The organism is Methylobacterium sp. CM6241 (assembly GCF_054817845.1).
Genome location: NZ_CM139246.1, coordinates 4012874 through 4036801 on the forward strand (window position 1 = coordinate 4012874; position 23928 = coordinate 4036801).

General features: G+C 69.1%; 20 protein-coding genes. 4 read left to right on the forward strand and 16 right to left on the reverse strand.

Annotation, left to right across the window (positions count from 1 at the left end; genetic code table 11):
- Nucleotides 1-11: 11 nt before the first annotated feature.
- From ACYQR9_RS18815 to bchF, 16 genes are all read right to left on the reverse strand, one after another.
- Complete coding sequence (locus tag ACYQR9_RS18815) at nucleotides 12-1769, reverse strand: magnesium chelatase subunit D (protein ID WP_461227676.1); 1758 nt, start codon at nucleotides 1767-1769, stop codon at nucleotides 12-14.
- Entirely contained in the window at nucleotides 1766-2902 is a 1137-nt protein-coding gene (gene bchI, locus ACYQR9_RS18820) for a magnesium chelatase ATPase subunit I (protein WP_461227677.1), read from the reverse strand. The genes ACYQR9_RS18815 and bchI overlap by 4 nt, the downstream gene beginning before the upstream one ends.
- A 199-nt stretch (nucleotides 2903-3101) precedes the next feature.
- Nucleotides 3102-4319 carry a 5-aminolevulinate synthase gene (hemA, locus tag ACYQR9_RS18825; RefSeq protein WP_056425295.1) on the reverse strand — a complete coding sequence of 406 codons (1218 nt, stop codon included), beginning with the start codon at nucleotides 4317-4319 and terminating at the stop codon, nucleotides 3102-3104.
- A 222-nt stretch (nucleotides 4320-4541) separates the two neighbouring features.
- On the reverse strand, nucleotides 4542-5354 hold the full coding sequence (gene puhE / locus ACYQR9_RS18830; RefSeq protein ID WP_056425292.1) for a putative photosynthetic complex assembly protein PuhE: 813 nt from the start codon (nucleotides 5352-5354) through the stop codon (nucleotides 4542-4544).
- 1 nt (nucleotide 5355) lies between these two features.
- On the reverse strand, nucleotides 5356-6393 hold the full coding sequence (acsF, locus tag ACYQR9_RS18835) for a magnesium-protoporphyrin IX monomethyl ester (oxidative) cyclase (RefSeq protein ID WP_156467715.1): 1038 nt from the start codon (nucleotides 6391-6393) through the stop codon (nucleotides 5356-5358).
- A gap of 50 nt (nucleotides 6394-6443) precedes the next feature.
- Nucleotides 6444-6743 carry a hypothetical protein gene (locus ACYQR9_RS18840; protein ID WP_056425285.1) on the reverse strand — a complete coding sequence of 100 codons (300 nt, stop codon included), beginning with the start codon at nucleotides 6741-6743 and terminating at the stop codon, nucleotides 6444-6446.
- Nucleotides 6740-7213 (reverse strand): photosynthetic complex assembly protein PuhC, encoded by a 474-nt coding sequence (puhC, locus tag ACYQR9_RS18845; RefSeq protein ID WP_311273849.1) that lies wholly within the window; start codon nucleotides 7211-7213, stop codon nucleotides 6740-6742. The genes ACYQR9_RS18840 and puhC overlap by 4 nt, the downstream gene beginning before the upstream one ends.
- Nucleotides 7214-7231: 18 nt before the next feature.
- Nucleotides 7232-7918: a photosynthetic complex putative assembly protein PuhB gene (gene puhB / locus ACYQR9_RS18850; RefSeq protein WP_461227678.1), complete on the reverse strand. Its 687-nt coding sequence runs from the start codon at nucleotides 7916-7918 to the stop codon at nucleotides 7232-7234.
- Nucleotides 7915-8688, reverse strand: coding sequence for a photosynthetic reaction center subunit H (gene puhA, locus ACYQR9_RS18855; protein WP_461227679.1), 774 nt, complete (start codon nucleotides 8686-8688; stop codon nucleotides 7915-7917). The genes puhB and puhA overlap by 4 nt, the downstream gene beginning before the upstream one ends.
- 2 nt (nucleotides 8689-8690) lie before the next feature.
- Entirely contained in the window at nucleotides 8691-10136 is a 1446-nt protein-coding gene (locus tag ACYQR9_RS18860) for a BCD family MFS transporter (RefSeq protein ID WP_419953735.1), read from the reverse strand.
- Nucleotides 10133-10873: a magnesium protoporphyrin IX methyltransferase gene (gene bchM / locus ACYQR9_RS18865; RefSeq protein ID WP_461227680.1), complete on the reverse strand. Its 741-nt coding sequence runs from the start codon at nucleotides 10871-10873 to the stop codon at nucleotides 10133-10135. Before bchM ends, ACYQR9_RS18860 begins: the two co-directional genes overlap by 4 nt.
- 11 nt (nucleotides 10874-10884) lie before the next feature.
- Nucleotides 10885-11778 (reverse strand): ferredoxin:protochlorophyllide reductase (ATP-dependent) iron-sulfur ATP-binding protein, encoded by an 894-nt coding sequence (gene bchL, locus ACYQR9_RS18870; RefSeq protein WP_018043258.1) that lies wholly within the window; start codon nucleotides 11776-11778, stop codon nucleotides 10885-10887.
- Complete coding sequence (locus tag ACYQR9_RS18875; RefSeq protein ID WP_461229842.1) at nucleotides 11775-15485, reverse strand: magnesium chelatase subunit H; 3711 nt, start codon at nucleotides 15483-15485, stop codon at nucleotides 11775-11777. Before ACYQR9_RS18875 ends, bchL begins: the two co-directional genes overlap by 4 nt.
- On the reverse strand, nucleotides 15460-17106 hold the full coding sequence (gene bchB / locus ACYQR9_RS18880; RefSeq protein WP_461227681.1) for a ferredoxin:protochlorophyllide reductase (ATP-dependent) subunit B: 1647 nt from the start codon (nucleotides 17104-17106) through the stop codon (nucleotides 15460-15462). The genes ACYQR9_RS18875 and bchB overlap by 26 nt, the downstream gene beginning before the upstream one ends.
- A 4-nt stretch (nucleotides 17107-17110) precedes the next feature.
- Entirely contained in the window at nucleotides 17111-18394 is a 1284-nt protein-coding gene (locus ACYQR9_RS18885; RefSeq protein WP_419953738.1) for a ferredoxin:protochlorophyllide reductase (ATP-dependent) subunit N, read from the reverse strand.
- A complete protein-coding gene (gene bchF / locus ACYQR9_RS18890) occupies nucleotides 18391-18897 on the reverse strand; it encodes a 2-vinyl bacteriochlorophyllide hydratase (RefSeq protein ID WP_419953739.1) in 507 nt (168 codons plus the stop codon). The genes ACYQR9_RS18885 and bchF overlap by 4 nt, the downstream gene beginning before the upstream one ends.
- Nucleotides 18898-19189: 292 nt before the next feature.
- Here bchF and ACYQR9_RS18895 point away from each other — a divergent pair, with 292 nt between their 5' ends.
- The 4 genes from ACYQR9_RS18895 to ACYQR9_RS18910 all read left to right on the forward strand — a co-directional run bounded on the left by ACYQR9_RS18895 (nucleotide 19190) and on the right by ACYQR9_RS18910 (nucleotide 23925).
- Nucleotides 19190-20074 carry a cobalamin B12-binding domain-containing protein gene (locus ACYQR9_RS18895; RefSeq protein ID WP_244477988.1) on the forward strand — a complete coding sequence of 295 codons (885 nt, stop codon included), beginning with the start codon at nucleotides 19190-19192 and terminating at the stop codon, nucleotides 20072-20074.
- 35 nt (nucleotides 20075-20109) lie between these two features.
- Nucleotides 20110-21555: a transcriptional regulator PpsR gene (ppsR, locus tag ACYQR9_RS18900; protein WP_461227682.1), complete on the forward strand. Its 1446-nt coding sequence runs from the start codon at nucleotides 20110-20112 to the stop codon at nucleotides 21553-21555.
- Nucleotides 21556-21655: 100 nt separating this feature from the next.
- Nucleotides 21656-22582: a chlorophyll synthase ChlG gene (gene chlG / locus ACYQR9_RS18905; RefSeq protein WP_461227683.1), complete on the forward strand. Its 927-nt coding sequence runs from the start codon at nucleotides 21656-21658 to the stop codon at nucleotides 22580-22582.
- Complete coding sequence (locus tag ACYQR9_RS18910) at nucleotides 22582-23925, forward strand: BCD family MFS transporter (protein WP_461227684.1); 1344 nt, start codon at nucleotides 22582-22584, stop codon at nucleotides 23923-23925. The genes chlG and ACYQR9_RS18910 overlap by 1 nt, the downstream gene beginning before the upstream one ends.
- Nucleotides 23926-23928: the final 3 nt, after the last annotated feature.

Here is a 23928-nt window from a genome sequence, read left to right on the forward strand (position 1 = left end):
GCTGGAACCCTTTATTCCCTCGCCGACCGGATCGCGGCGCTCATCGCCCCCGCATCGGCATGGGGCAGGGGCAGATAGCGCGCCCCCATGGCGGCGGCGAGGCGGCGCGCCGAATCCTGCGGCCTTTGGGCCGTGTCGATCAGGATGGCGCGGACATCCGCCTCGCGGAAAAGGCGGGCGGCCTTGAGCGAATCCTCGCCCGCGCGCTCCCGCCCGGCGATCCCCGACCGGGCGACGTTGGCCCTGCCATCGGTGAGCATCACCACCACCGGCGTCCCGCCGCCGCGCCGGACCCCGAGGGCCAGCTGGCCGGCGGCGTCGATGCCGGCGGCGAGCGGCGTCCCGCCGCCTCCGGGCAGGGCGGCGAGCCCGCGCCGCGCCCGCACCAGGGAGCGCGTCGGCGCGAGGACCAGCTCCGCGCCGGCCCCCCGGAACGCCACCAAGGCGACCTTGTCCCGCCGCGTATAGGCCTCGGCGAGGAGGAGCTCGACGGCCCCCTTGGCCTCGGCCAGCCGCTCCAGGGCGGAGGAGCCGGAGGCGTCCACGGTGAAGATCGTCGTGGTCTCGGTGCGCTGCCGGAACCGGGTGATTCGGATGTCGTCGGGGCGGATCATGAGACAGGTGCCGCCCCCCTTCTCCCGCCGGCGGATGCCCTGCCAGGGGGAAGCGGCGCGCAAGGTCGCGATGAGATCGAGCCGGGCCCTTCGCGGATCGCCCGGCCGCGCGCCCATGGGGCGGCCGGAACGGGCGGACACGGCCTTCGCCCCGGCCTTGCCGGCCTTGGGCATTCGCAGGCGCGGGCCGTCCCGCATCAGCATCGCCAGGAGCCCGGCGGGAATCGCGGCGCGGGCGGCCTCGACGATGCGGTCCTCGCTCGCCTGGCCCGTGCCCTCCTCCGGCTCGGGGCCGGGGGGCGCCTGTTCGGGGGGAGATGGCTCGCCCTCCTCCGGCTCCTCCCCGGGGGCCGACTCGTGTTCCGGCAGGCGGGTGGCGCGGTGGCCGAGGACGAGGCGCGCGGCCTCCCGCGCATCCGCCTCGGCGGTCTCGGCGCGCCCGTCGAGCCGGGCGAGGAGGCGGGCCACCCGGAGGGCGAGGAGCGGCGCGCGCAGCGAGGTGATGCCGAGCCGGGCCGCGACCTCGCTCAGCTCCGCGACGGGATCGTGGCCGCTCGGCGCACCGCCATGCGGCGGTGTTTCGGATTCCGGCGAAAGGGCGTCGCATGGCGGTCGAAGCACCCCTCGCATGGCGCTCGGCGGCACGGTCGTGAGGTCGATATGGAAGGCCAGCCGATCGGTCAGGGAGGCCGGGGCGGCCTCGTCCTCGCCGATCCCCTCGTCGAGGAGGACGAGCCCGAACCGCGCCGGCCGGGTCTCCGCCAGCCCGTCCCGCTCCACCCTCAGACGCCCGGTATCGAGGGCGGCGGCGAGCTGCGCGGCGGTGCCCTGCCCCATCCGCTCCGCCATCGCGGCGACGAGCAGTCCCCCATCGGCCTCGGCCAGCAGCCCGGCCTGGGCCACCGGCCGCCCGGCGACAAGCGTCGCCGCGAGGTCGAGCCCGCCGATCAGCCGATCCTCGGCGATCCCCGCCGGCATCCGCCGCAACGGCTTGCCGGGGTTGAGGTTTTCGCGAAGGATCTCGAGCCAGCGGTCGCGCACCGGGCCGGCTCCGGCGCGCACCACCACGCCGCCGCAGCCATGCGGGTCGGCGGCCACGAGCCGGGCGACACGCAGGGCCTCGGCCCAAATCGCCGAGCTCTCGCCCTCGCTCACGAGCCCAGCACCTCCTCCACCGCTCGCGCGACGCGGGCGGTGGAGCCGGATTCGTCGAGCGGGTTGCGGCGCAGGCGGTGGCGCAAGGCCGACGGCGCGACCTGCCGGAGATGCTCGATTCCCACGGTCTCGGCCCCCTCATAGGCGGCCAGCGCCCGGCCGGTGCGCATCAAAGTCAGCTCGCCCCGCAGGCCGTCGGTGCCCAGGGCAAGGCAGAGCCGGGCCGCGGCCTCCAGGGTCGCATCGGGCATGTCGAGCCCGGCAAGGCGCGCCCTGGCGGCGGTCAGGCGCTTCTGCAGCGCCCGGTCGGCCTTGGCATAGCTGGCGCAGAACCCCGCGGGGTCGCGCTCATAGGCGTCGCGCCGGCGCACTACGTCGATGCGGGTGGGCAGGTCCGTCGGCGTCGTCACTTCCACGGCGAGGCCGAACCGGTCGAGGAGCTGGGGCCGCAACTCGCCCTCCTCCGGGTTGCCGCTGCCCACCAGAACGAATTTCGCCGGGTGCCGGACGCTCAACCCCTCGCGCTCCACGGTGTTGATCCCGGAGGCCGCCACGTCGAGGAGGAGATCGACGAGGTGATCGTCGAGGAGGTTGACCTCGTCGATGTAGAGGAAGCCGCGATTGGCGCGGGCCAGCAGCCCCGGCTCGAACGCCTTCTCGCCACGGGTGAGCGCCCGTTCGAGGTCGAGCGCGCCCACTACCCGGTCCTCGGTGGCACCCAGCGGCAGGTCCACCACCGGCACCGGCGCGAGGTGGCTTCGTCTGGCGTCGGCGCGGCCGGAACAATGCGGGCACTCGCCGGCGGCTTTCGCGGGGTCGCAGGAATAAGGACAGCCGATCACGGCTTTCATCGGCGGCAGCAGGGCGGCGAGGCCCCGGATCGCGGTGGACTTGCCGGTGCCCCGGTCGCCGAAGACGAGGACGCCGCCCACGGAAGGGTCCACCGCCGCGATCATCAGGGCTCGCCGCATCTCGTCCTGGCCGACGATGGCGGAGAACGGGAAGGTGACGGGCGGGGCCGTGAAGGAGGGCTCCGGGTCGCCTCGGGGCCTCCGGAGGGCCTCGTCGAGGCCCGCTCTGCGCTCCGGCGCCTCGGGACGAGAGCGAGGATGGGAGGCTGATCCAGGAGACACCGTTCGGGTCGTTCCATTCAGGACCATAGGCCGTCTCCCGGTGTCTCGACATGGTGTGCGCCTCTCCCTCTCCCCTCTGCGGGAGAGGGTGGCCCGCGAAGCGGGTCGGGAGAGGGGAGCGCCGGTTCCGGAGAGGTCGACCCCTCTCCCGCCTGCTCCGCAGGCACCCTCCCCCGCGGAGGGGGGAGGGTTCTTGCCTTCACTCCGCCGCCGCCTGCTCCACGCCCATCCGCGTCCAGATCGCCGCCAGCGCTCCCACCAGATGGTCGATATCGGCGTCCGAATGCAGTGGCGACGGGGTGATGCGCAGGCGCTCCGTCCCGCGCGGCACTGTGGGGTAGTTGATCGGCTGGACGTAGATGCCGAACTCGTCGAGCAGCGTGTCGCTGATCGCCTTGCACAGGACGGGGTCGCCGACCATCACGGGCACGATGTGGCTGTCGTTGGGGAGGTAGGGGATGCCGGCGGCGTCGAGCCGGGTCCGGACCCTGGCGACGCGTTCCTGGTGGCGCTCGCGCTCGCTGCCGCTGGCCTTGAGATGGCGGATGCTCGCCGCCGCGCCAGCGGCCACCGCCGGGGGCAACGAGGTGGTGAAGATGAAGCCCGAGGCGAAGCTGCGGACGAAGTCGCAGAGCTTGGCCGAGCCGGTGATGTAGCCGCCATGCACCGCGAAGGCCTTGCCGAGCGTCCCCTCGATGACGTCGAGGCGGTGGGCGAGGCCCTCCCGCTCGGAGATGCCGCCGCCGCGCGGGCCGTAGAGGCCGACCGCGTGGACCTCGTCCAGATAGGTGAGCGCGCCGTGGGCTTCGGCGACGTCGCAGATCTCGGCGATGGGCGCGATGTCACCGTCCATGGAATAGACCGACTCGAAGGCCACCAGCTTCGGCCGCGCCGGGTCGATCATCCGCAGCTTGCGGTCGAGGTCCTCCGGGTCGTTGTGGCGGAAGATGTGCCGCTCGGCGCGGGAGGCCTTGATGCCTTCGATCATCGAGGCATGGTTCTCGGCATCCGACAGCACGACGCAGCCCGGCAGCTTGCCGGCCAGCGTGCCCAGCGCCGCCCAGTTCGAGACGTAGCCGGAGGTGAAGAGCAGGGCCGCCTCCTTGCGGTGGAGGTCGGCGAGCTCCTGCTCCAGAAGCACGTGGTAATGGTTAGTGCCGGAAATGTTGCGGGTACCGCCGGCCCCGGCGCCGCAGCGGTCGAGCGCCTCGTGCATGGCGTCGAGCACGACAGGGTTCTGGCCCATCCCAAGATAGTCGTTGGAGCACCAGACCGTCACCGGGCGCTCGCCGCCGGGGCTGTGATGAGTGGCGTGGGGGAAGCGGCCGTTCTGGCGCTCGAGATCGGTGAAGACGCGGTAGCGGCCCTCGCGGTGGAGACCGGCCAACTCGTTCCCGAAGAATGTCTCGTAGTTCATGGCGTCCCTTTCCCCAACGAGCGGCGACCTGTCTGAACGAGCGACGCCTTGCCTTGTCCCGGCAGCTTTTTTGACCACCGAGTGCATGAGTGTGTCAACTAAACTTGACGCTTTTGGACGACAATAAATTACCCAGTAGATCGGCGCGGCGTGTTTCCGCCGACCCGTCCGATATGGAAGCGCGCGGTCACAGCTTGGATCAGGGAAGGCGGATCGAGGGGATCAGGCACGGTCGCGGGGATGCACCGGCGCTGGTTCGGCGCGCAGGGACGGCCTCTTGCCCGAGGGCAGGCTCCAGCTCCAAAGGGCGGCGGAGGGCAGCGGCAGCATCAGGAACCCGTGTTCCAGGGTGGCGAGCGCCAGCATGGTGGTCAGAATGGTCAGGCCCACGACATCGTGTGGCAGTGCCTGTTCGTCGATGGCGGCCAGCCCGATCGCCAACGTCAGCGCCGTCCCGACGGCGACCGAAACCGGGAACAGCATGTTCATCGGCTTCCTGGTGAGGAAGCACGAGAGGTAGCTGAGATGCTCGGGGAGAAACTCGGTATTGAGGTTGCGCACGCCCAGGAACATGTTGAGCCGGGCCGAGAGGTTCATTCCCCAGAGGGTGAGATAGGTCCACAGGGCGAAACGGTTTGGCTCGCCCCAGATGAGGGCGAGGATGGCCGCTCCCCCGGCGACGATCGCCGCCTCGTGCCACAGGCTCGTGGCCACCGCCGCCCGAAATCGAGCGAGGCCTCGCGTGCCCGGTGCGCATCCGACGGCACGCGGGCCGGACACGAAGCCCATGTAATAGCTCATCTCCTGCCAGCCCCAGACCAGCAGCGCTCCGGTGAAAGCGATATAGGCTCCCGCCTCGCTCGTGTCGCCGGCGCTTCGGGCGATGGCCCAGACGGCGCCGGCCAGCACCAGGGTCGCTCCCGCCATGCTCCAGGCATGGGTGTGCCGGGGTTTGAGGTCGAGAAGCAGGATCAGTCCGGTGGAGAACCACCAGACCACGATCGCGTAGAGCGCGGGGACCGCATAGGCACCCACGCTACCAGACCGGCTCGAGTCGGATCTCGGCCGGCATCGGGTTGTCGATGGTCGGCAGGGCATAGAGCCGGACGAAGTTGACCGCCGAGGCCGCGATCCAGGCACCCTGTTTGAGCCTCCCCACGATCCCGCCCTGCGCCTTGGCGTCGGCGAGCCTGGTCGAACAGACGAGGAGCCGGTCGAGGGCCGCCTTGAACTTCGGATTGTCGAGGTCGAGTGTGAGCGGGAAGGTCTGTTTCGAGATGTCGGAGGTGATCCGGAACACCTTGAAGTCGTAATCGGTCGGATCGACCCCGAGCGCCTTGTGGAAATGCGGCCGGCAATGGTCGCGCACATACATGGTGGCGAAGACGGCGAGCAGGAAGAACTTGATCCAGTAGCGGTTGATGCCGGTAGTCAGCTTCGGGTTGGCGCGCATGAGCAGGGCGAAGGCCTCGCCGTGACGGAACTCGTCGTTGCACCACTTCTCGAACCATTTGAAGATCGGGTGGAAACGTCTTTCCGGGTTGCGTTCCAGTTCGCGGAAGATGGTGATGTAGCGAGCGTAGCCGATCTTCTCGGAGAGATAGGTGGCGTAGAAGATGAACTTCGGCCGGAAGAACGTGTATTTCTTCGATTTGGTCAGAAATCCCAGATCGACGCCGATGCCGAAATCCTTGAGCACGTCGTTGATGAAGCCGGCGTGGCGGGCTTCGTCCCGGCTCATGAAGCCGAACAGTTCGCGGATGTCTGGGTTCTTGGCGCGCTTCCTCATCTCCGCATAGAGCACGCAGCCGGAGAACTCGGCGGTGATCGAGGAGACGAGGAAATCCATGAATTCCTTGCGCAGGTCCGGGTCGAGGCCGGACATGTCGAGGTCGAACTCCTCGTTGCGAGTGAAGTGGCGCTTGTTCGGGTCGGCGCGGAGCTCCGCGATCAGGATGTCCCATTGCTTACGCACGGGCTCGACATCGGTGCGGTCGAGTTCCTCGAAATCGGTGGTGTAGAAGCGGGGTGAAAGGAAGGTCGTCTCCTGGGCGGCCTTTGTGCCCTCGTTCATGGGCAGCTTCGGCGTGACGCCCTTCGGGCCTTGGTGCTGGATCGAGACGTTCACAGGCGCCTCCTCTCTGAGAAGCTGACTTCGTAGAGTTCGGTGAGCTCGAAATGGCCGGCGAATTTGGTCCAGAGCCGCTCCAGGATGCCGGCACGGGTGATCGTGGCGGTGCGGCGGACCACAAGGCGCTCGCCATAGGGAACGGAGGTGGGTGCGTCGTGGACCTGAACCTCGTCTCCCGGTTCGATCTCGAACGTGGCGTCCAGGGTCACGTGGGCGTGGAGGGTCTCGGGGGTCTGCTCGATCTCGACGGTGCAGGGCACCTCGACGATCCGCTGTCCGAACCACGCACTCATCGCACCGCTCCGCTGTCGGCGAGTCTCGTATCTGCGAGGAGCCTGATGAAGGCCGCGAAGTTCGACGGGCCGAAGGCGCCGAGATTGACCACGCGTCCGGTGGACGGGTCGGAGAGTTCGAGACCGCCATCGGCGAAGCGCGTCAGGCGGAAGGGCTGGTCTCGGGTGAGGCCGGCGCGGAGCCTCGCCTGACCGAAGCCCCGAAGGGTGGCACGGACGAAATTGTCCTCTCCGGGTTCGACGGTGGCGATGACGGCCCGGTTCTCTGCATCCCTAATGACGATGGCACCGTCGGAGCGGTCTTCCGGCCTCAGATCGACGGTTCGGACAGCTCTGGTCGGCGGCATGTGCGAGAGGCCGATCCCCTCGCTCCGGCCAATGCCCGTCACGACGATGACGAACCCCATCAGCCCGAGCGATCCAATGACCAGCGGTCGCGGAATCCGGGCGGCATCAGCCTTCGCCGTCATCGCGTCTCCTCCCTTCATTCAACTCGCGTTGGCGAGGCGCGGAGGACGTACCTGCCGTTTCCGCGCGACCACGATAGGAGCCGCAGTTTCCTCTGTTGTGTCAAGTGCAGTTGACAGGGCCTGGGCGAGGATTTCGGCTGCCTGCTTTGCCTCCGGCACCGATCGCATCATCGGTTCAGGTCGTAAAAGAGCCCATGGCCGGGCGTGAGGCCAAAGATGAAGGTAGGCGACGCGGTTGCCGGCCCGCAGCCGTAAAGGCAGATCACCACTGCCATCTGTAAAAACCTTGCAGCCGGCGCCCTCGATCAGGGTGAAAGGCAGGTTGAGGGTCATCGGCAGGGCAATACCGAGCCGCATCACCACCCGGCGATTGGTGATTGTGTAGGTGGTCGAGCGGGCGGAGAGCCAGCCGAGCAGGCCGAGCAGGACCAGCGCTCCGCTGCCGACGGCGAGTGTCGGCCCGGCCACCAGCGCGGCCTCGGTGAAGCTGCCTTCGGCGATGGGCGGGATCGCCGCCCAGAGGGCCAGTCCGACGAACCAGAGGCCGACGAGGCGGATATGCAGGGCCCGGGCGGCGATGCCGAAGCCGCAGGGGCGGCCCTGCCAGAGGATATGCTCACCGGGCGGCAGCGGTGCTGGCAAGCCGGGCGGAGCGTCGAAGGCGTTGGCGGGAACGCCGGGGCGGTGTCTCGCGGCGCGGCTCACAGGAACGGCTCCTGGCGATCGGCGGTGGCGTAGAGGGTGCCGGCACCGAAATAGGCCATGATCCGCTCCTCTTCGTAGAGGGTCACCGAATCCGGGTCCTTCTGGCCGGGGATGTCCGCGAATTGATGGGCCAGTAGCGCCTCGGTCTTCACGGTGCGAGTGAACCGGCCCGTCCGGCAGAAGGTGTTGGGCATCAGCACCCGGCGCCCGCCCCCGGCGAGCTCGACCTCGACATAGCGGACCATCGACTCTCCGCGATCGATCCAGAGGTCGCTGACGATGCCCGCCACCTTCCGGTCGGCCCCGAACACGGTCATGCCGATCGGGTTGGGACCATCCTCGTGCACCACGAAATGCTCGGCGACGCGTAAGGGGACGATGCGCTTCTCGTCGTCCCAGGTCCGGTCGTGATGGTCGTCGCGGTCGACATAGGAGCCGGGGCCGATCTGGTCGTGAAGCCCGTCGCCATCCGGTTCCATCGGGGCGCCGGGCCAGACCTCGCGCTTGTGGCCGCTGTAGTTCCGGGCGGGCTGCATGTCGGTCTGCGGCGCGGTCTTCACCAGGCCGTTCGAGAGCAGGAACTGCTTCGGGCTCGGGATCAGGATCGGGTCCGGCCGCTTCAGGCGTCCGGCCACTTCGTTCTCCAGCGGATAGCCTTCGCGCCGGTCTTCCCGCCGAAGATAGAAGACGAGGCCGGCGAAGAAGATCCAGAATGCGTAGAGCACGACCTGGGCGACGTCGATGTAACCCGTGATTTCACCTCGTTGCATGGTCAGGCTCCTTGACGGGAAACGGGGGTCGGCAGGAGGGTGCGCCCCTGCCTGAGGCGGGTGGTCGGATCACGGACGAGGGGCCCGATGGCCAGCAGCGTCGCGAAGAGCAGGGCGATCTCGATGTGGTAGACGATGAGGTAGCCCACCGACGGGTCGCTCATCGCCTCGCCCAGCGCCCCTGAGGCCGAAAGGCTGGAGCCGACATCGCGCAGGATGCCGCTCGCCGCGATGGCGATTCCGGCCGCACTGGCCTGGACGGCGCCCCAGGCGCCCAGCGCGAGCCCGGTCTCCTCCGGCCCCGCCTTAGCCATGGAGGCGGTGAGGGTTCCGTGCGCGAACAGACCGCCGCCGAGGCCGATGAGCGTGACGCCGGTGGTGAAGAGCTGGGCCGAGGCGAGGGGCGCGGCGAAGATCACCGCCGAGAAGGCGACGATGCCGACGACGCTGCCGGCCGCCGCGACCCGGAACGGATCGCCGCCCCGGCCGAGCCAACGCGCCGCGAGCAATAGGCCGACCCCGCCTCCGGCCGCGAGCATCGCGGTGAGCGCCGTGGTGGCGGCCACCGGCAGATGCAGGATCTGCCCGCCATAGGGTTCGAGCAGGATGTCCTGCATCGAGAAGGCCGCCGTGCCGAGCCCGGTGGCGACGAGACGCCGTCGCGCCAAGCCGCTGCCGGCATAGGCCGACCAGGATTGCAAGAAGCTCGGGCGCGGCAGGTCCGTCGCCGTGCGTCCGGGCTGTCGCGCCTCCTGCTTCCACAGGGCGATGCCGTTGAGGAGGATCGTCACCAGGGCCGCGCCCTGGATCACCTGGATCAGGCGGATCGCGGAGAAGTTCGCGAGCAGCAGCCCGAAGGCGACCGCGCTCACCACCATACCGGCCAGCAGCATCGCGCAAAGCAGGGCCACGACCCTCGGCCGCGCATGGGCGGGGGCGAGATCGGTGGCGAGCGCGAGGCCGACGGTCTGGGTGGTGTGGAGGCCGGCCCCCACCATGACGAAGGCGAGCGCCGCCGCCACATGGCCCGGCCAGGCCGGGCCGGTGGTGTCGCCGGACAGGATCAGCAGCGCGAACGGCATGATGGCGAGACCGCCGAACTGCAGCAGGGTGCCGAACCAGATGTAGGGGACGCGGCGCCATCCGAGGACCGAGCGGTGGGTGTCCGAGCGGAACCCCACCAGGGCCCGCAAGGGGGCGAAGACCAGCGGCAGCGACAGCATCACGGCCACGATCCAGGCCGGGACTTCGAGTTCGACGATCATCACCCGGTTCAGCGTGCCGATGAGGAGCACGGCGGCCATCCCCACCGTCACCTGGAACAGCGACAGCCGCAGCAACCGTCCCAGCGGCAGTTCCGGCGTCGCCGCGTCGGCGAAGGGCAGGAACGGCATCAGGCCGGGGCCGAGGCGCGTGAGCAGGCGGGCGGTGAGGTCGGCGGGTTTCATGGCACGGTTCCCCCCTCCCCAGCGATGCGGGGAGGGCTTTTCCGCGCCAACTCCACGGCGTTCGACAGGTAGAACCCGCTATTGACCCGCTGTGTCCGCCCCACAGCGAACCCGGCGAGTGCGGCCTCCCCGCCGATCCGGCGGCGCAGGCCGCCTTCGGTGATCGGCACGATGGCGGGCGCCTGGTCGCCGCGCGGGAACAGGCGGCCGGCGGCGTGCATCAGGGTGAGGAGCGCCGTGCGCGGGGCCACCGTGAAGACAAGGGACCCGTCGGTGCGCAGGCCGAGTTCCGCCAGGGCCCGGACGATGTCGCCGGCGCTGTAATGGATGAGCGAATCCATGGCGACCACGTGGTCGAAGCGCCCGAGCCAGGGATCGAGCATGTCGCCGACGCGGAAGTCGATATGGTGGCCGCCGAGCAGCTCGGCGCTGCGCTCGCGGGCGAGGCCCACCAGCGTCGGCGAGACGTCGATGGCGACCACTTCCGCCCCGCGGCGGGCGGCCTCGACGCTGAGGGCTCCCGTCCCGCAGCCGGCATCGAGAATGCGCCGGCCGGTGAGATCCTCGGGCAGCCAGGAGAGCAGGTTCGCCCGCATGGCGTCCCGCCCGGCCCGCACGGTGGCGCGGATCTTCGAGACCGGGGCGTCGGTGGTGAGGCGCGCCCAGGCCTCCACCGCCGTGCGGTCGAAATAGGTGGTCAGTTGCGACCGGCGCGCCGCGTAGCTGGTGCTCGTCATGGCGGCCCCCCTCAATCGAACCCGAGGAACTCGAACAGGTCGCGGTCCTTCATCGGCATCGCCGAGAGCGGCTTGCCGCCGGCCCAGAGATGGGCCGCGAGCCGCATGTACTCGTCCGTCACCGCGATGAGTTCGGGCGTCGGCTCCATCTCGAACAAGGTCGATTTCTTGAGGCGCGAGCGCCGGACCACGTCGAGGTCGGGGAAATGCGCGATGCGCTCGAGGCCGACGGCGGCGTTGAAACGGTCGATCTCGTCGGTCTTGGCCGAGCGGTTGGCGATGACGCCGCCCAGCCGCACGGGATAGTTCTTCGATTTCGAATGGATCGCGGCCACGATCCGGTTCATGGCGAAGATCGAATCGAAGTCGTTGGCGGTGACGATCAGCGCCTGGTCGGCATGCTGGAGCGGAGAGGCGAAGCCGCCGCAGACTACGTCGCCGAGCACGTCGAAGATGACCACGTCGGTGTCTTCGAGGAGATGATGCTCCTTCAGAAGCTTCACCGTCTGCCCGACCACGTAGCCGCCGCAGCCGGTGCCCGCGGGGGGGCCGCCGGCCTCCACGCACATGACGCCGTTATAGCCCTCGGCCACGAAGTCCTCGATCCGCAATTCTTCGGAATGGAACTGCACCGCCTCCAGGGCATCGATCACCGTGGGGGCGAGGCGCTTGGTCAGAGTGAAGGTCGAATCGTGCTTCGGGTCGCAGCCGATCTGCAGCACGCGTTTCCCGAGCTTCGAGAAGGCCACCGACAGGTTCGACGAGGTGGTGGACTTGCCGATGCCGCCCTTGCCGTAGACGGCGAAGACCTTGGCGGTGCCGATCTTCAGCGCCGGATCGAGTTCGACCTGGAGGCTGCCTTCCTCGCGGCGCGAGGCCACGGGATTACGGATGGCGATGTTCATGCGGCGACCCCTGCGGTGATGCCTTCGAGACGGTCTTCGAGCTCCTCCTCGGCACGGTCGAGCGCGTCGCGCGTGGCCGCGTCAGGAGTCCAGAAGCCGCGCTGATGCGCTTCGATCAGCCGATGCGCGACCTTGGCGGACGCGGTCGGGTTGAGGGCGGCGAGGCGTTCGCGCATCGCCGGATCGAGGAGGTAGGTTTCGGTGATGCGCTGGTAGATCCAGGGCGCGACGGCGTTGGAGGTGGCCGACCAGCCCATGGTGTTGGTGAGATGCGCCTCGATCTGGCGCACGCCCTCGTAGCCGTGGCCGAGCATGCCCTCGGTCCATTTCGGGTTGAGCATGCGGGTCCGGGTCTCCAGGGAGACCTGCTCGGAGAGGGAGCGCACGACGCCCTCCCCCCGCGTCTGGTCGCTGATGAAGATCGGCACGGCCTCGCCCTTGGCGCGGGCCACCGCCCGGCCCATCCCGCCGAGGCCATCAAAGTAATGGTCGACCGAGGTCACGCCGACTTCGACGGAATCGAGGTTCTGGTAGGCGAGATCGACCTTGGCCAGCACGCTGCCCATCAGGGCCCGCTGGGCGGTGGGCCGGCCGTTGCGGCCATAGGCGAAGGATTTGCGGCGCGAGAAGGTCTCGCTGATCTCGTCCTCGTCCTCCCAGCGGCCGGATTCGACGAGGTTGTTGACGTTGGCGCCGTAGGTGCCCTCGGCGTTGGAGAACACCCGCAGGGCTGCCGTCTCCATGTCGATCCCGTGCTCGTCCATGTGGGCGAGGGCATGCTTGCGCACGAAGTTCCACTCCGGTGGTTCGTCGGCGGTGGCTGCGAGATAGGAGGCTTCCGCCAGCAGCTTGGTCTGAAGAGGGAGCAGGTCGCGAAAAATGCCCGACAGGGTCACCACCACGTCGATGCGCGGGCGGCCGAGCTCTTCGAGGGGGATCAGCGTCGCGCCGCACAGGCGGCCATAGCCGTCGAAGCGTGGGCTCGCGCCGATCAGGGCCAGGGCCTGCGCGATGGGGCCGCCCTCGCTCTTGAGGTTGTCGGTGCCCCACAGGACGAGGGCGATGCTCTCGGGCAAGGGCGCACCCTCGTCGCGGTAGCGGGCGAGGATGCGGACGACCTGCCGGGTGCCGTCAGCTACCGCGAAGGCCGAGGGCAGGCGGTAGGGGTCGAAGCCGTGGATGTTGCGCCCCGTCGGCAGCACGGACGGGTTTCGCAGGAGGTCGCCACCGGCAACGGGCGGGATGAAGCGGCCATCGAGCGCCCGCATCAAGGCCGGAAGCTCGTGGTCTTGCGCCAGCAGCGTGTCGGTCTCGCGCAGGGCGATGAAGGCGGCGCGATGGGCGTCGTCGAGGGGCAGGCCGGAGGCCGTCAGGGCCTTGTCGATCGTGTCGCCGGCCACCAGGGCGGCAATGCCGGCGCGGTCGGGCCGGAGCCCGTTCGAGGCTTCGGCCAGGGCGGTCAGCAGGTCGATCCGCTCTTCAGGGGGCGTGCCCTCCCCGACCACATGCATCCCGTGTGGGATCAGGCTGTGTTCGAGTTCGCTGAGCGCGAGGCCGAGGGCCAGGATACTGCCGGACATGTCCCCGGACCAGGCCGGCTCGGCCGATGTCAGGTCGAGGGCTGAGCCCTGCGCCTGGATCAGCTGGCCGAGTTCGCGCCGCTCGGCTTCCGCCTCTGGCTCCAGCCCGCGCCAGCGCTCGACCGAGGCCTTCAGGTCGATGAGCCCGCGATAGAGGCCCGCCTGAGTGAGGCTCGGCGTCAGGTAGCTCACCATGGTGGCGGCCGAGCGGCGCTTGGCGATCATCCCCTCGGACGGGTTGTTGGCGGCGTAGAGGTAGACATTGGGCAGCGGCCCGATCAGGCGCTCGGGCCAGCAGGAAGCCGACAGGCCGGTCTGCTTGCCGGGCATGAATTCGAGCGCCCCGTGCGTGCCGAAATGCAGCACGGCGTCGGCCCGGAAATCCTCGCGCAGGTAACGGTAGAAGGCGGAGAAGGCGTGGGTCGGGGCAAAGCCGCGCTCGAACAGCAGCCGCATCGGGTCGCCCTCGTAGCCGAAGCCCGGCTGCACGCCGACGAAGACGTTGCCGAATTGCGCGCCCAGCACGAAGATCTGCGAGCCGTTGCTGTTCTGGCGCCCCGGCGCCGGACCCCATTGCGCTTCGATCTCGGAGAGGTGGCGCTCGCGCCGGATATGGTCGTCGGCCGGGATGCGGTGATGGACGTTGGCACTGGTGCCGTAGCGGGCTGCGTTGCCGGCGAGCACGGCGTTGCGCAGGTCGTCGACGCTGTCCGGCACGGCGACGTCGTAACCGTCGGCCTTCAGGCCCTTCAGCGTGTTGTGGAGCGAGTGGTAGACCGAAAGGAACGCCGCCGTGCCGATGCTCCCGGCATTGGGCGGAAAGCCGAACAGGACGATGGCGACCTTCCGCGAGGCCTTTTCCGTCCTGCGCAGCGAGACGAGGCGTTCGACGCGCGCTGCCAGCATGTCCGCCCGTTCCGCATGGACGCTCATGTCGCGGGCATTGGCGCCGGGCGACGCGCTGGAGCGACCGCCGAACACCATCGGCGCGGTGGCGCCGTCGAGTTCGGGAATCGCCACCATCATGGTGGCCTCCACGGGGGAGAGGCCGCGATCGGAGGCCTCCCATTGCTCCACGGTCTGGAATTCGAGGGCGTGGGCAGCGAGATACGGCACGTCGAGGCCGCGCAGGGTCTCCTCGGCGGCCGAGGCGTCGTTATAGGCCGGGCCGCCCACCAGGGAGAATCCCGTCAGCGAGACCAGGGCGTCGATGACGGGGCGCCCGTTGCTCCGGAAGAAGGCGTCCACCGCCGGGCGGTTGTCGAGGCCGCTGGCGAAGGCCGGCACGACGGCGAGCCCGCGCGCTTCGAGGGCGGCGATGACGCCATCGTAATGCGCGGTGTTTCCGGCCAGCACGTAGGAGCGCATCACCAGCAGGCCGACCCGGCCCTTCACGGTGCCGGCGGGAGCGGGAACCCGTGTCACGTCCTCGCCGATCCGGCCCTTCATGCGTGGGTGGTAGAGACCGGTCTCGGGATAGCTCATGGGGGCCGGAGCGGCGGCGATCTCGCGCCAGGCCGCGCGCGGTCCGGCGGCGTAGCGGCCGACGAGGAAGCGCACCAGGGCGGCGATGTTCTCGTCCGAGCCCGAGAGCCAGTATTGCAGGGTGAGGAAATAGGCCCTGACATCCTGGGCCGAGCCGGGGATGAAGCGCAGGATCTTCGGCAGGCGGCGGATCATCGCCATCTGGCGGGCGGCGTTGCCCTGGCCGCCGGGCTTGCCGCGCAGCTTCTTCAGGAAATCGAGGGCGCCACGCTTGGTGCCGTCCATGTCGAAGCGGTTGAGGCGCGTCGTCTTCACGATCTCGCTCGCCGACAGGCAGCCGATCATGGCGTCGCAATGCGGGCGGCGGGCGAGCAGCGCCGGATGGATGGCGCGGACATGCTCGTCCATGAACAGCATGGTCGAGAGCACGATGTCGGCGACCGCGATGTCCGCCTTGCAGGACGCGAGCGCACCCGGATCGGTGTCCCATTCGGCGGCGGCGTGGAAGCCGAGGACGAGCCCCGGCATCTCGTCATGGAGCCGGCGGCGGGCGCGTTCGAGCGCGCTCGCCATGTGATTGTCCATCGTCACGACGACGATGCGGAGGGCCGGACGCTCAGCGCCCGAAATGCGCTTTGGCATCATAGAGCGTCTCGACTGTGATGAGGGGGAGTTCGCGCTCGCGGGCGAACCGTTCGGTATTGGCGCGGGCTTTGCCCCGCACGAAGAACGGGATCTTCCTGAGTTCCTTCTCGGCGTCGGGGGCCCAGGTGCTTTGTGCGGAACTGGAACTCCCTCCCCCCTCTGCGGGGGAGGGTGCCTGCGGAGCAGGCGGGAGAGGGGGCGACCTCTCCGGAACTGGCGCTCCCCTCTCCCGACCCTTGCTGACGCGAGGGCCACCCTCCCCCGCAAAGGGGGGAGGGACAGGCTGGTGAGCGGGTCCGAGATGGGAGGGCGCGGCGTCGGCGTGGAACTCGTTGTCCTCGCGGAACATGCCGAGCAGATGTTCTTCCAGCCCCATCATCAACGGATGGACCCAGGTATCGAACAGGACGTTGGCGCCCTCGAACCCCATCTGCGGCGAATGCCGGGCGGGGAAATCCTGGACGTGGATCGGGGCCGAGATCACCGCGCAGGGAAGGCCCAGACGCTTGGCGATGTGCCGCTCCATCTGCGTGCCCAGCACCAGTTCGGCGGCGCTGGCCTGGATCGCCGCTTCCACGTCGAGGTAATCGTCGGTGACGAGGGCCTCGATGCCGTGGAGCGCCGCCTCCGCCCGGATCTCGCGGGCGAATTCGCGGGTATAGGTGCCGAGGCCGACGATCTTGAAGCCGAGTTCGGTGGACGCGACGCGGGCCGCGGCGAGGGCATGGGTGGCGTCGCCGAAGACGAAGACGCGCTTGCCCGTAAGGTAGGTCGAATCGACGGAGCGCGAGTACCAGGGCAGCCGCGACGGTGCGCCGTCGAGAACCGGGGCCGGATCGATCCCGGCGAGCGCCGCCACCTCCTCGACGAACCGGATGGTGGCCTGGACGCCGATCGGCACGGTCTCGACCATCGGCTGTCCGAAGGTCTTGTGCAGGTGCTGCCCGGCGGCCCGCGCGATCTCGGGATAGAGCACCACGTTGAAATCGGCCTCGCCGAGGCGGCCGAGATCGGCGGGGGTCGCCCCGAGCGGCGCCACCACGTTCACGTCGATCCCGAGCCGGCCGAGCAGGCTCCTGATCTCGACGAGGTCGTCGCGGTGGCGGAAGCCGAGGGCGGTGGGACCGAGAATGTTGCAGAGCGGACGCCGCGTCTCGCGCGGCGCGGTGGGTTTCACCGGGACGGCCAGAGTGCGCACCAGCCGGTAGAAGGTCTCCGAGGCGCCCCAGTTCTCCTTCTTCTGGTAGGAAGGGAGATCGAGCGGGATGACCGGGATCGGCAGGGCGAGGGCCTTGGCGAGACCGCCCGGATCGTCCTGGATCAGTTCGGCGGTGCAGGACGCGCCAACGATCATCGCCTCCGGCCGGAACCGCTCGTAGGCAGCCTCCACCGCATTCTTGAAGATTGCGGCGGTGTCCGCGCCGAGGTCGCGGGCCTGGAAGGTGGTGTAGGTCACCGGCGGGCGCGCATCGCGCCTCTCGATCATGGTGAAGAGCAGGTCGGCATAGGTGTCGCCCTGGGGCGCATGCAGGACGTAGTGCAGTCCCCGCATGGCGGTGGCGACGCGCATGGCGCCGATATGGGGCGGCCCTTCATAGGTCCAGATCGTGAGCTGCATCGCGTCAGACCTCCAGCCGGGTGCGACGGACGAGGGGTCTGGCGAACAGTTCGGCGAGGTCGCCGGCCTGGTCGTAGCCCTGGATCGGGGTGAACAGCAGCTCGATCGACCATTTCGTCGCCAGCCCCTCCGCCTCCAGCGGGTTGGCGAGGCCGAGGCCGCACACCGTCAGGTCCGGCCGGGCCGCCCGGCACCGGTCCATCTGGGCATCGAGGTCCTGGCCCTCGACGATCGTCGTTCCGCGCGGGAGCAGCGCCAGTTCGTCGGCGAGATGGCCGCGATGCAGGTAGGGCGTGCCGATTTCGACGAGTTCGGCGCCGAGTTCCCGTGACAGGAAGCGCGCAAGCGGGATTTCCAGCTGCGAATCGGGGAAGAAGAACACGCGCCGGCGGGCGAGCATGGCCCTGTAGGGCGCCAGCGCCTGTTCTGCGCGGCGCGATCCCGCGGCGGTGGCCGCGGCGAATAGGTCGGGGGCCACGTCGAACGCGTCCGCCGCGGCCTTGAGCCATCCCGTGGTGCCTTCGGCGCCCAGGGGAAACGGGGCGGTGAGCCGTGTTGCGCCCCGCTCCTCCAGCGCCCGTGCCGTGTCGGCGAGGAAGGGCTGGGCCAGCAGCGCCAGAGTGTTCGGGCCCACCGGCGGCATCTCGCCGGCACGGCGCGCGGGCAGGAACCGCACGGGGGCGATGCCGAGTTCTGCGAAAATACGGGCGAACTGGTCTTCGACCACGTCGGCCAGCGCCCCGACCACGAGGAGCGAGGGGGCGGCATCTTTCGCCTCGGCCGGCATGGCGGGGACGAGAGAGGCGAGGCAGGCATCCTCGCCCTGCGTGAAGGTGGTCTCGATGCCGCTGCCCGAATAGCTCAACACCCGGACTTGGGGAGACAACTCGCGGGATAGGCGCTGCGCCGCGCGGCCGAGATCGAGCTTGATCACCTCCGACGGGCATGAGCCGACAAGGAACAGCAGCTTGATCTCGGGGCGGCGCTCAATCAGCCGACCCACCACGCGGTCGAGCTCGTCGTTCATGTCGGCGATGCCGGCGAGGTCGCGCTCGTCGATGATGGCGGTGGCGAATCGCGGCTCGGCGAAGATCATTACCCCGGCGGCCGATTGGATGAGATGGGCGCAGGTGCGCGAGCCGACGACGAGGAAGAAGGCGTCCTGGATCTTGCGATGCAGCCAGACGATCCCGGTGAGGCCGCAGAATACCGCCCGCTGGCCGCGCTCCTGCCGGATCTCGACGCCGCAGGCGGGGTCGAAGTTGCCGAGCTTGGCATGGGCATTCATCGCGCGCCCTCCGGTGAGAGGACGAGGCGGGACGGGGCCTGGAGCCGGGCGGCGCGCAGCTTCAGCAGGAATTGCGCGGCGTTGACGGCGTAGGACGCGTAGGCGGCGAGCGCCAGGAGCATCAGCCCCGCCGTCGTGAGGGCGCCCGTGACGAGCGCCACGAGATAGGCGCTGTGCAGGGCCAACACGAGCATGCTGACCATGTCTTCCCAGTAGAAGGCCGGGGCGAACAGGTAACGCCCGAAGACGTCCTTCTCCCAGATCGAGCCCGTGACCATGATCGCGTAGAGCAGCAAAGTCTTGGCGACGATGGAGACGTTGGCCATCTGCGCGCCCTCCCCCGTCGCCAGGGTGCGCAGGACGAGGCCGAGGCTGATCAGGAAAGCCAGGAACTGGAGGGGTGCGAGGATGCCCTGGACCAGGGTCCAGCGGGAGGCGTCGCGGCGGGCGCGCTCGGCCGGCGAGTAGAGAGGTCGAGTCGGCTGGCCCCCTCTTGCAGGCATCGGTTCCACCCTGTCCCGGCTTGGCCCCGCATGGTCGGGGCCCGTTGCCGAGGAGGGTATGAACCGGCGGAATAAGTGTCAAGCTGGCTTTACGTCATTTTAAATTTACAGCATTGATGCATAATAATGTGAGTTGCTGGATTGCCAAATGGGTTGTGAAGCGTATCGTTATCGACAAGGCCCGCTTGTCGCACTGCAAGCAGCGTCGGACGCTTTTTAAGTCGAAGACGTCAAGTTCGACAATCAAGATCGAGCTGGATCAAGAAGCCGTCATAAAACATTGGAGGACCCAATGGATGATGTCTGGCGGTTTCGCACGGCTTCCGGGATCGAGCCGGTTGCATTGGACGAGTGCGCCTCGTCGGAATTCGCATTATATCCTGGCGGGGCCAGGCAGGAGCGGAACTCCGCGTGGGACGTCGATCTCGCCAGCGTCATCGAGGCGGAGATCATCCCTCGCCTGATGCTCGCCCACCGGGCGGATTCCCGTGCCAACCGCCCGGGAATCCTGCCGAGCACGGAGCAGATCACGGATTTCGCCACGCTGGTCCTGTCACCGGACGGCGAGGATGTGGAAGACCGGATCGCGCGCCTCGTTGATGACGGGCTCGCCCTCGACAGCCTGCTCCTCGATCTCCTCGCCCCCACGGCCCGCCATCTCGGCCTCTTGTGGGAAGAGGACCTCTGCGACTTCGCCGAGCTCACCATCGCCATGGGCCGGCTCCAGCGCATCATGCACGAGCTCACCGCCCGGTTTCGCGACGAGCCGGCGCCGGACCCGCACGGCCGCAGCGTCTTCCTGATGGCCTGTCCCGGCGAGACGCACAGCTTCGGTCTCTCCCTCGTCGAACGCTTCTTCCGCGACGCCGGATGGGATGTGACCAGTGCGGCCCATTCCGCGCATTCCCAGGCGATCCGCGCCGCCAGCACGGGCTGGTTCGATGTGATCGGCGTATCGCTTGGCTGCGAAACCCTGCTCCCAACCCTCACCCGGCTGGTGACCGAGCTTCGTCGCACCTCGCGCAATCCATCGGTCCGTGTCATGGTCGGCGGGCCGATCTTCATGAACCATCCCGAATATTCGGCACTCGTCGGCGCGGACGCGACGGCGGGTGATGCACGCCTTGCCATAACCATCGCCGAGAGCTTGCTTGATCCGCGGGCCAGACCCTGCTGAAAGACCGGCTCGACGTCGTCACATCGTGGTGATCCTTGACCAGTCTGGCACTTCCCGCCGCGGCGGAAACCTTCGCAGCGCTTCGTAAGGCACTCGGTCCCCTGGACGCGGAGTCGGCCGGGCTTCTCGTCGCGGCCGCGACGGATCTCGCTCTGGTGGTCGATGCGGACGGGATCATCCGCGATGCGGCCTTCGGCAACGCGGATTTCGCCGATGAAGGCTGTGAGACCTGGCTCGGCCAGCCCTGGATGGATACCGTCACGGTCGAGAGCCGGCCGAAGATCGCCGCCCTCCTGCGCGATGCCGCCCCGGGCGCCGTCACGCGCTGGCGGCAGGTGAACCATCCCTCCGCCACCGGCATCGACCTGCCAGTCCGCTATTCCGCCCTGCGCCTGGAGAATGGCGGTCCGATCATCGCCATCGGCCGCAATCTCCGCGCCATGGCCGTGCTCCAGCGAAAGCTCGCGGAGACCCAGCAGGCCCTGGAACGCGACTACCTGCGCCTGCGCGGCGCCGAGACCCGCTACCGTCTGCTCTTCCAGCTCGCCGGCGAGCCTGTCCTGGTGGTGGATGCCGCCACCCGCCGGGTCACCGAGGTGAACCCGGCCGCCGCCCGCCTCCTCGGCCGGGCAGAGAAGCGCATCATCGGACAGGACGTGGTCGACCTGTTCGATTCCGCCAGCACCCGCGAACTCGAATCGCTGTTCGCAGGACTGCGCATCACCGGCCAGGCCGGCGATCTCGTCGCGCAACTCGGCAACGGTCGCGGCGAGACCCGCGTCGCCGCCTCCCTGTTCCGCCAGGAGAACGCCACGAGCGCGCTCCTGCGCCTCTCCTCCGGCCCCGCCGAGGTGGCCGGACCGAGCCGTGCCGGTACCTCCGCCCTCGACGTGATCCAGAGCCTGCCCGAAGGTTTCGTCGTCACCGATCCGGCCCGCCGTATCCTCGCCGCCAACGCCGCCTTCCTCGATCTCGTGCAACTCGCCACCGAGGAACAGGTGCGCGGCGAACCCCTCGACCGCTGGCTCGGCCGAGAGGAGACCGAGGCCGCCGCCCTGTTCTCCACCCTTGGCCAGCATGGCTCGGTGCGCCATTTCGCGACGAGTCTCCGGGGCGAGTACGGTTCGGTGGAGGAGGTGGAAGTCGCCGCCGTCGCGGTGCCCGGCGCCGGGCAACCCTGCCTCGGCTTCACCATCCGTTCGACGCCGCGCCGCACCGCGACGGCTTTGGGTGGTCGGGAATTGCCACGCTCCGTCGAGCAGATGACCGAACTCGTGGGCCGGGTCTCGATGAAGAACCTCGTGCGCGAATCGACGGACCTGATCGAGCGCCTCTGCATCGAGGCGGCCCTGCGCATTACCCGCGACAACCGGGCCTCGGCCGCCGAGATGCTGGGGCTCAGCCGGCAGGGCCTCTACGCCAAGCTGCGCCGTTATGGCATCGGCGATCTCGATGCGCCGGAGCCTGCTGACGAACAATAGTTCAGGCCTGTCTTCCGGCAGGCCAAATGTCGCACAAGATTGACATTTTATGTGTCAATCTTTCTTGACACTCCCGACGTTCGGCTCCTAGCTTCGGGGCATGGCAACGTCGGCGTCCACCCCTCCCGCCGCTTCCGTCGGCATCCCCGCTCCCGCCACCCTGGTCGAGCTTCTGAAGCCGATCACCTGGTTCGCACCGATGTGGGCCTTCGCTTGCGGCGTGGTCTCGTCGGGTATGGCGGCCGAGGGGCGCTGGCCGCTGATCCTCGCCGGGATCGTGCTCGCCGGCCCCCTGGTGTGCGCGACCTCGCAGGCGGTCAACGATTGGTACGACCGCCATGTGGACGCGATCAACGAGCCGCTGCGCCCGATCCCGTCCGGCCGGATGCCCGGCCGCTGGGGCCTCTACGTCGCGCTGGCCTGGACCGCCCTCTCCCTCGCCGTCGCGGCTTCGCTCGGGGTTTGGATCCTCAGCGCCGCGCTGTTCGGTCTCGTCCTCGCCTGGATCTACAGCGCGCCGCCCCTGAGGCTGAAGCAGAACGGCTGGTGGGGTAACGCGGCAGTGGGGCTCTGCTACGAGGGCCTGCCCTGGTTCACAGGTGCCGCCGTGATGGCCGGCGCCCTGCCCGACCACCGCGTTCTCACGGTGGCCCTCCTCTATTCGGTGGGTGCCCACGGCATCATGACCCTCAACGACTTCAAGTCGGTGGAAGGGGATGCGCGCATGAATCTCCGCTCGCTGCCGGTCCAGCTCGGGACCGACCGGGCCGCGCGCCTCGCCTGCCTCGTCATGGCCCTGCCACAGCTGGCGGTGATCCTCCTCCTCTCGGCCTGGTGGAACTGCGCGGGGCACGCGGCCCTCGTCACGGGGCTGCTCGTGGCGCAACTCGCGCTGATGTCCCGCCTGCTCCGGAGCCCGCGCGAGCGGGCAGCCTGGTACAACGGCACCGGCACCACCCTCTACGTGCTCGGCATGCTGGTGGCGGCTTTCGCCCTCAGGGCCCTCGCGCAGCAGGGAGCCGCGTGATGGCGCCGATTATGGGCTGGCTCGCCATCGTCCGCCTTGGCCTCGTCCAGACCGCTTTGGGTGCCGTGGTCGTTCTCATGACCTCGACCCTCAACCGGGTCATGGTCGTAGAGCTCGCTTTGCCGGCGATGATCCCCGGCGCCCTCGTCACCCTCCACTACGCCGTGCAGGTCCTGCGCCCGCGCTGGGGCTACGGCTCGGATGTGGGCGGGCGGCGCACGCCCTGGATCGTCGGCGGCATGGCCGCGCTCTGCCTCGGCGGATTCGGTGCGGCGGCGGCGACCGCCCTCATGGAAACGCAGCTTTCCACCGGCATCGCCCTCGCCATCCTGTCCTTCCTCTTGGTGGGGATGGGCGCGGGCGCGGCGGGGACCTCTCTCCTCGTTCTCCTGGCGGGCGGCGTCGATGCGCGCCGCAGGGGGGCTGCCGCCACCATCGTCTGGGTGATGATGATCGCCGGCTTCGCCATCACCGCGCCGATCGCCGGACATTTCCTCGATCCGTTCTCCGGTGTCCGGCTGGTGATGGTCTCCGCCACGGTGTCGCTTGCCGCCTTCGCCCTCGCCTGTCTCGCAATCCGTGGAATCGAGCCGCGCCGCGCGGCGGCCGCACCGTCCGATGCCGGCGGGAAGCGGCCGTTCCGCGAGGTCTTGGCCCGGGTCTGGTCGGAGCCGGCCTCGCGCCGCTTCACCATTTTCATCTTCGTGGCGATGCTCGCCTACAGCGCGCAGGAGCTCATCCTCGAACCCTTCGCCGGCCTCGTCTTCGCGATGACGCCGGGGGCCACCACCAAGCTGTCCGGTCTCCAGCATGGCGGCGTGCTCGCCGGCATGCTCACCGTCGCCGGCCTCACCATGGGAATCGGCGGTCCCTATCTCGGCTCGCTGAAAGTATGGACCGCCACCGGCTGCGCCGGCTCGGCGCTGGCTCTGGCCGGAATCGCCGTCGGTGGCCTCGTCGGCCCGGATTTCCCCCTGCGCGCCGCCGTCTTCGCTCTTGGCCTGTTCAACGGGATGTTCGCCGTGGCCGCCATCGGCTCGATGATGGGTCTGGCGGGTGCCGGTGGCGAGGCCGAGCGCGGCACCCGAATGGGCGTCTGGGGCGCGGCCCAGGGCGTCGCCTTCGGGGCCGGAGGCTTCCTCGGGACCATGGCGGTGGATCTCGCCCGCCTCGTCAGCCCCGAAGCGGTCCTTGCCTATGCTGCCGTCTTCCTGGCCGAGGCCGCCCTGTTTCTGGTCGGCGCCGCCCTGGCCATGCGGATCGAGCATGCCGCTGCGACGCAATTGCGCCGCCCTGCCCGCCTCGCCGAGCCCGTGCTGCAGCCCCGATTGTCGTTGAGGTGAGAC

Coding starts and splice junctions, on each gene's coding strand:
- chlG (WP_461227683.1), top strand. CDS start 21,656: ATGGCAACGTCGGCGTCCACCCCTCCCGCCGCTTCCGTCGGCATCCCC.
- bchB (WP_461227681.1), bottom strand. CDS start 17,106: ATGCAGCTCACGATCTGGACCTATGAAGGGCCGCCCCATATCGGCGCC.
- ACYQR9_RS18895 (WP_244477988.1), top strand. CDS start 19,190: ATGGATGATGTCTGGCGGTTTCGCACGGCTTCCGGGATCGAGCCGGTT.
- puhA (WP_461227679.1), bottom strand. CDS start 8,688: ATGCAACGAGGTGAAATCACGGGTTACATCGACGTCGCCCAGGTCGTG.
- acsF (WP_156467715.1), bottom strand. CDS start 6,393: ATGAACGAGGGCACAAAGGCCGCCCAGGAGACGACCTTCCTTTCACCC.
- ACYQR9_RS18910 (WP_461227684.1), top strand. CDS start 22,582: ATGGCGCCGATTATGGGCTGGCTCGCCATCGTCCGCCTTGGCCTCGTC.
- ACYQR9_RS18885 (WP_419953738.1), bottom strand. CDS start 18,394: ATGAATGCCCATGCCAAGCTCGGCAACTTCGACCCCGCCTGCGGCGTC.
- ACYQR9_RS18840 (WP_056425285.1), bottom strand. CDS start 6,743: ATGAGTGCGTGGTTCGGACAGCGGATCGTCGAGGTGCCCTGCACCGTC.
- ACYQR9_RS18860 (WP_419953735.1), bottom strand. CDS start 10,136: ATGAAACCCGCCGACCTCACCGCCCGCCTGCTCACGCGCCTCGGCCCC.
- puhC (WP_311273849.1), bottom strand. CDS start 7,213: ATGACGGCGAAGGCTGATGCCGCCCGGATTCCGCGACCGCTGGTCATT.
- ACYQR9_RS18875 (WP_461229842.1), bottom strand. CDS start 15,485: ATGCCAAAGCGCATTTCGGGCGCTGAGCGTCCGGCCCTCCGCATCGTC.
- bchL (WP_018043258.1), bottom strand. CDS start 11,778: ATGAACATCGCCATCCGTAATCCCGTGGCCTCGCGCCGCGAGGAAGGC.
- hemA (WP_056425295.1), bottom strand. CDS start 4,319: ATGAACTACGAGACATTCTTCGGGAACGAGTTGGCCGGTCTCCACCGC.
- bchM (WP_461227680.1), bottom strand. CDS start 10,873: ATGACGAGCACCAGCTACGCGGCGCGCCGGTCGCAACTGACCACCTAT.
- bchF (WP_419953739.1), bottom strand. CDS start 18,897: ATGCCTGCAAGAGGGGGCCAGCCGACTCGACCTCTCTACTCGCCGGCC.